The following is a 6,915-nucleotide window of genomic DNA, read 5'->3' as shown; positions in this document are numbered from 1 at the left end:
AAACGGCTTCCGCCATATTACGAACGGTTCGAAGGTGATCAAGAAGCCGGAAGATGTGGCAGGGTTGAAGATACGCACGCAGGAAAACCCGATTCATCTAGCCGCATTCGAAGCATTGGGAGCGAAGCCGACCCCAATGGCTTGGACAGAGGCGCTGACGGCGCTGCAACAAGGAGTCGTCGATGCCCAGGAAAATCCGGCGATTGTCGCACAGACCTACAAGTTGTATGAATCCAAACAAACACAAATGGCATTGACCGGGCATGTCTACTCAGCGGCGATGATCTTGTTCAGCAAGCCTGTATGGGACAAGCTCCCGGCGGATGTCCAGCAACTTCTTGCCGAGGAAGCCAAAAAAGCGGGTCAGTACGAGCGCGAGTTGATGATCAAGATGGAAGAAGAGGCCATTTCCACTATTAAAGCAAAAGGTGTAGTCATTACCGAGGATGTGGATAAACAAGCTTTCCGCGATGCGATGAAGCCTGTCTATGACAAGTTTTCCGGGCAGTTTGGCAAAGAGCTGGTGGATCAAATTGTAAATACAAAATAAACGACAGAAGGGAGATGAGCCACTCTGGCTTTTCTCCCCTTTTTCCTGCGAAAGGAGATTGTGTGTGGGCAACCTTGTTTCTAAAATAAACAGCATCCTTCGTTTTTTCATCATTGCCCTTCTGGCTATTATGGTGATCGCTGTCTTCCTGCAGGTGCTTTTCCGTTTTTTGCTCGACCAGCCCTTGGCATGGACGGAGGAATTGGCTCGGTATTTGCTAATCTGGATCACATTTCTGGGATCAGCGTACGCGATGTCGATCAAAGCACACATCGGTACGGAATACATTCAAAAGTACTTGTCGCCTCGCATGAACAAGGTGGTGCTGGTTATTGCAGCTTTGTGTAGTCTGCTTTTCTTTCTCGTCATGGTTCAGCAAGGCTACGTGCTATCTGCGAGAAGCATGACACAAACCTCACCCACTCTGCTCGTTCCCATGGGCTATGTATACATGGTGATTCCGATTAGCGGTGCCTTACTCATCATGAATGTGATCCACGTGACATGGAAAGACATTACCGGGAAGGAGTGACCAGATTGTGGGTACGATTTTGTTTGTAACACTGTTGGTGCTCCTGATCCTGAACGTACCGATTGGGGTAGCACTGGGGTTATCTGTCGTTGTCGTGTTTATGCTGGAGGGAAACATCCTTCTTCTGGTTGTCATTCAGAAAATGTTCAACGGGACAGATTCCTTCCCACTGATGGCGATCCCGTTCTTCCTCTTGGCAGGAAAGCTGATGGAAACAGGCGGAATCTCGGCTAGGCTGATTCGTTTTGCGAATACGATTGTCGGGAACCTGCCGGGAGGATTGGCTATCGTGGCGGTCATGGGTTGTACTTTTTTTGCAGCGATATCGGGTTCTTCTGCTGCGACAACGGCAGCCGTAGGGGGAATTTTGATCCCGCACATGGTCAAAAAAGGGTATAATGTCCGGTTTTCTGCGGCCTTGCATGCAACAGGCGGAACGATCGGTGTCATGATTCCTCCGAGCGTGCCAATGGTTTTGTACGGGGTAGCAGCGAGTGCCTCGATTAGCGATTTGTTTATTGCCGGGATCGGGCCGGGGATTCTCGTAGCGATCTCACTGATCCTGTACTCGTATTGGATCAGTAAGAAAAACGGCTGGGGTGGCGGAGAGAAGCATACGTCTAAAGAGATATGGGAGGCATTCAAGGACTCCATTTTGGCGATCCTCATGCCGATCATTATCCTTGGTGGTATATACGGAGCCATCTTTACTCCGACAGAAGCAGCAGTGGTAGCCGTGATTTACGGTCTGGTTGTCGGTCTTTTCGTTTACCGGGAAATCAAGTGGAAGGACTTGGGGGAAATATTCGCGGGCTCTGCTAGCATGACCGCGGTCATCATGCTTATTATCGCGACCGCCAATGCATTTGGTTATCTGATGACGAGGGAAAACATCCCGCAGGAAATTGCGCAATTCATGCTGGGGATTACCGACAGCACGATCATCACGTTACTCATTATTAACATCTTACTGCTCGTTTTGGGGACGTTCATGGAAACGGCGGTTACGATTATTCTTCTGACGCCGATCCTGCTTCCGATCACGAATTCTTTGGGCATTGATCCGGTGCTATTCGGGGTGATCATGGTCGTCAACTCCGCTATCGGTATGCTGACTCCACCGGTTGGGATCAATTTGTTGGTAGCAGGAAATATTGCGAAGCTCCAGAATACGGAGATTGAGCGAGCGGTGATCCCGTTTTTGGTCATCATGATCGTCGACTTGATGCTCATCACCTACATTCCTGAAATCAGCTTATTCCTTGTTAACTTGAGCAAGTAACGGAGGAGGAACCAACGTGGATTACAAGCAAGCGTTAGTGGGATTGCTGGGGGAAGAACGAGTATCGACCAACCCCACTGTACTGGAGCACCACAGTCATGATGAATCGTACCATACCCCGCATCTTCCAGATGTGGTCGTATTTCCGCAGACGGCAGAGGAAGTCAGTCAAATCATGAAGCTGGCCAACGAAAAGCACATCGCGGTAACACCGTTTGGCATGGGGACCAGTCTGGAAGGCCACGCGATTCCTTATGCGGGCGGAATTAGCATGGATTTTTCCTTGATGAACCAAGTGCTGGAGGTGCGACCGAAGGATTTCCTCGTGAGAGTCCAGCCCGGTGTGACGCGCACTCAGCTCAATAAAGAATTGAAAAAGCACGGTTTGTTTTTCTCCGTCGATCCTGGCGCGGACGCGACTCTAGGTGGGATGGCTGCTACAAACGCTAGCGGAACAACCTCTGTTCGCTATGGCGTGATGCGTGATCAGGTGCGCGATCTGGAATTGGTGACGGCGGACGGACGTATAATCCGTACAGGGAGCATGACAGCCAAATCCTCTTCAGGCTATCATCTTACTGGGCTGTTTGTCGGGTCGGAGGGAACGCTTGGTGTATTCACAGAGCTGACCTTGCGTGTTTACGGCATCCCTGAGGCGACAACGGCGGCGCGTGCCAGCTTCCCTTCTGTTCAGGATGCCGTCGATACCGTCGTGGATATTCTCGGAGCGGGTATTCAAGTAGCGCGAATCGAGCTGGTTGATGAACGTTCTATCCAACAAGTGAATCTGTACAAAGAAACGAGCTACCCGGAAGCACCGACGCTGTTTATCGAGTTCCACGGCAGTGAACAAGGGCTCGCGTATGATATCGACTTTGCGCAGAACATCGCCGATGGACATGGCTGCACGCAGTTTCTTTTTGAAACAGATTCGAAGGCGCGGACACAGCTCTGGGATGCTCGTCATAACCTGGCGTATGCCTTCCTACACAAATCCCCTGGGAAAAAGCTGATGGTGACAGATGTTTGCTTGCCGATTTCCGAGCTGGCCGGAGCAGTTGTGGACGCACGGCAAACCATTGATCGCGCTGGGCTGGATGGAGCGATTGCAGGGCATGTCGGGGATGGGAACTATCACGCTATCCTGATGATCGACCTGAATGACCCCGAAGAAGTGGCGCGTGCTGAGGAAGTAAATGCCCATCTGGTGGAATACGCATTGAGTCGGGGAGGAACCTGCACCGGAGAACATGGTGTGGGTGTCGGGAAAATCAAATACCAGCGCAAGGAACACGGAGAAGCACTGGATGTCATGCAAGCTATGAGACAAGTGATGGACCCGAACGGTATTTTGAATCCGGGAAAAATTTTCGGGAAATAACAGAGAGCCTGCATTCTGAACGTTTGTCGGAATGTGGGCTTTTTCTTTTGCGTAATGTGTCGAAGAGGAGAGGAGAAAAAGGAAAAATGCAGAATGTAGAGATGGTGAATCGATAAAAAAATTCTGATATGGCAGGGAGGTAACTAACCGCTCTGAAAGAAGGAAAGAGTGAGTTATAAGGGGTTAGCAGAAAATGATTTTGGCGAAGAAAGTTAGATTGAAGCCAACTGCTGAACAGGAAAGGCAGCTGTGGAAGTCCGCAGGAACTGCTCGTTGGTCGTACAACTGGGCACTATCAAGACAGGAACAAAATTACCAAAACGGTGGGAAGTTTCTATCTGACAGGGTTTTACGCAAAGAGTTGACTCAGTTGAAACAAACAGACGATTTTGCTTGGTTGTATGATGTATCTAACAACGTGACTAAACAAGCCGTCAAAGACGCCTGTGAAGCATTTAAGAAGTACTTTAAGAAATTGAGCGACAAGCCAAGGTTCAAAAGTCGCAAACATACCAAACCCTCGTTTTACAATGACAATGTGAAGTTGAAAGTGAAAAATGATAGGGTGTTGATCGAAAAGATTGGTTGGGTTACTACGGCAGAAAAGCTACCTGCGAATGTGAAGTACACGAATCCGAGAGCCTCTTTTGACGGGAGGTATTGGTACTTATCAATCGGTATTGAGCAAGCAGTGGAAAAACCTAAACTAACTCATGCAGTCATTGGCATTGATGTAGGGATAAAACACCTTGCTATATGCTCAAATGGAATGGTGTTCAAGAACATCAATTATTTCCAGGCAGTTAAGAAAGCGGAGAGGCGATTACGCAGGTTGCAACGTAACGTTTCTCGTAAATACAAGATGAGTAAGGAGGGAAACCGTTTCGTCAAAACGAGCAACATTGTAAAAGTCGAGAATTCTATTCGTTTGCTTAATCGGAGACTAACGAATATCCGTAACAACCACCTCCATCAAGCTACAAATGCTATCGTGAAAACCAAGCCTGGCATAGTAGTGATGGAGACATTGAATATCAAAGGCATGATGAAGAATCGTCATTTGTCTAAAGCCATCTCGCAACAGAAACTTTACGAGTTCAAAAGACAAATACAGTACAAGTGTGAGAAATACGGCATTCGCTTTATGGAAGCTGACAAGTGGTATCCTTCATCAAAAACTTGTTCTGAATGTGGTCAGATAAATCGAGACTTGAGACTATCAGACAGAATATTCAAATGTCAATGTGGGCTAAAGATAGATAGAGACCTGAATGCTGCTATCAATCTGGCAAAACTAGCAAGCTAACACCAAACAAGTTACTGTTAGTATGTAGGATTCGTTGCATCCGAATTTACGCCTGTGGAGTGTCATATCCAATGTAAGTAGCTTCGGCAAAAGCAGGCACGAAGAAGCAGGAAGCAAACAAGCTTTATAGACTTTTATAAGGTTTTGGCAACGGCAAAAATGAAGTCTATTGTTGAAATTGCCAAGAGTGCAGGTATCGAAGAACAGCATTTGGAGCTATACGGAAAGTATAAAGCCAAACTATCAGATGAGCTATGGGAGCAAGTGAAGGAGCGCCCTGATGGCAAACTGATTCTTGTTACAGCGATGAATCCTAACCCGGCGGGAGCAGGCAAGACGCTCACGACGATTGGTCTGTCACAAGCATTAAATTTTCTCGGGAAGAAAACAATTGCAGCGCTTCGCGAGCCGTCCTTGGGTCCTTGCATGGGGATCAAAGGAGGAGCAACCGGAAGTGGCCAAGCACAAATTCTCCCGGCTGATGAAATTAACCTGCATTTTACAGGGGACATTCATGCGATTACAGCTGCACATAACTTGTTGGCAGCGATGATCGACAATCATATTTTCCATGGCAATCCGCGTGGGCTCAATCCAAAGAAAATCGTCTGGAAACGGGCAATGGACATGAACGACCGCGCACTGCGTAACATCGTTGTTGGTCTGGGTGACGGCAATGGAATGACGCGTGAAGATGGCTTCATGATTACGACCGCGTCGGAAATCATGGCGATTTTATGTTTGAGTGAGAATCTAGCAGACTTGCGCGAGCGGTTGAACCATATCATTATTGGCTACGATTTCGATGATCAGCCAGTACGGGCAGAAGAAATCAACGCGGTCGATGCGATGTGCGTTCTCTTGAAGGAAGCGATCAAGCCCAATCTCGTACAGACAATCGAGGGAACTCCGGTCATCATTCACGGCGGACCTTTTGCCAATATCGCGCATGGGTGCAGTAGCGTGATCGGAACCAAGATGGCCTTGAAGCTGGCGGATTACGTCGTAACAGAGGCGGGCTTTGGTGCGGATCTGGGAGCGGAGAAGTTCTTTGACATCAAGTGTAGAAAAGCAGGTCTGACTCCATCGGCTGCTGTCGTGGTCATTACGGTTCGTTCGTTGAAATACAACGGCGGGGTAAAAGTACCTGACCTCGCAGTGGAGAACTTGTCTGCTCTGGAAAAAGGCTTCGAAAACGTCAAGCGCCATTTGGAAAACCTGCAGAAGTTCGGTGTGCCAGCAGTGGTGGCTATCAATCATTTTGCGACGGATACCCAGGCAGAGGTCGATGCCGTAGTTGCGCTGTGCCAAGCGGCCGGAGCCGAAGCGGCTCTGTCCAAAGTGTGGGCAGAAGGAGGAGCAGGCGGTGTCGAGCTGGCTGAAAAAGTGACTCGTGCAGCAGAGCGACCTTCGTCCTTCCGATTCTTGTATGAGGAAGACCTTAGCATTAAAGACAAGATTGAGACAGTCGTGAAAGAAGTATATCGTGGATCAGGGGTTGTCTTTTCGCCGCTTGCATTGAAAACGATGCAAAAGGTAGAAGAAATGGGCATGTCCCATCTGCCTGTGTGCATGGCGAAAACACCGTACTCCTTTACGGATCGCGCTGATCTGTTGGGGGCACCTGTTGACTTCACAATCCAAGTGAGTGAAGTGCGCATATCAGCAGGAGCTGGTTTTATCGTCGCACTGACCGGAAGCTTGGTTACGATGCCAGGCCTCCCGAAAAAGCCGGCTGCGGAATCGTTATATGTAGACGAGGATGGGCAAGTGATCGGATTAAGCTAATCAAAAAAGTTTGACAAAAAGCTGACAACTGTAAAAGGTTGTCAGCTTTTTTTCCATTTCGAGGTTTATTGGCGGA

Annotated in this window: 6 protein-coding genes; all 6 read left to right on the top strand. The window is 48.5% G+C overall.

All coding sequences use genetic code 11. From position 1 onward, the window contains the following. Positions 1 to 550 (top strand): TRAP transporter substrate-binding protein DctP (gene dctP, locus PMI05_RS18735; RefSeq protein ID WP_007725031.1); only part of this gene is annotated, 550 nt, incomplete at its 5' end. Between the two features lie 64 nt (positions 551 to 614). Beyond that, positions 615 to 1,082: a TRAP transporter small permease gene (locus tag PMI05_RS18730; RefSeq protein ID WP_007725023.1), complete on the top strand. Its 468-nt coding sequence runs from the start codon at positions 615 to 617 to the stop codon at positions 1,080 to 1,082. A 7-nt stretch (positions 1,083 to 1,089) separates the two neighbouring features. After that, positions 1,090 to 2,364, top strand: coding sequence for a TRAP transporter large permease (locus PMI05_RS18725; RefSeq protein WP_007725020.1), 1,275 nt, complete (start codon positions 1,090 to 1,092; stop codon positions 2,362 to 2,364). 16 nt (positions 2,365 to 2,380) lie between these two features. Then, a complete protein-coding gene (locus PMI05_RS18720) occupies positions 2,381 to 3,745 on the top strand; it encodes an FAD-binding oxidoreductase (RefSeq protein ID WP_007725016.1) in 1,365 nt (454 codons plus the stop codon). Positions 3,746 to 3,938: 193 nt separating this feature from the next. Then, positions 3,939 to 5,051 carry an RNA-guided endonuclease TnpB family protein gene (locus PMI05_RS18715; RefSeq protein WP_007725012.1) on the top strand — a complete coding sequence of 371 codons (1,113 nt, stop codon included), beginning with the start codon at positions 3,939 to 3,941 and terminating at the stop codon, positions 5,049 to 5,051. A gap of 144 nt (positions 5,052 to 5,195) precedes the next feature. Beyond that, positions 5,196 to 6,839: a formate--tetrahydrofolate ligase gene (locus PMI05_RS18710; RefSeq protein ID WP_255344506.1), complete on the top strand. Its 1,644-nt coding sequence runs from the start codon at positions 5,196 to 5,198 to the stop codon at positions 6,837 to 6,839. The last annotated feature ends 76 nt before the right edge of the window (positions 6,840 to 6,915 follow it).

Source organism: Brevibacillus sp. BC25 (genome assembly GCF_000282075.1).
Lineage (GTDB): Bacteria > Bacillota > Bacilli > Brevibacillales > Brevibacillaceae > Brevibacillus.
This window is presented reverse-complemented; position numbering and strand designations above follow the sequence as displayed.

Bases quoted from the DNA above. Each gene is read 5' to 3' on its own strand.
- PMI05_RS18715 (WP_007725012.1), top strand. From the start codon at position 3,939: ATGATTTTGGCGAAGAAAGTTAGATTGAAGCCAACTGCTGAACAGGAA.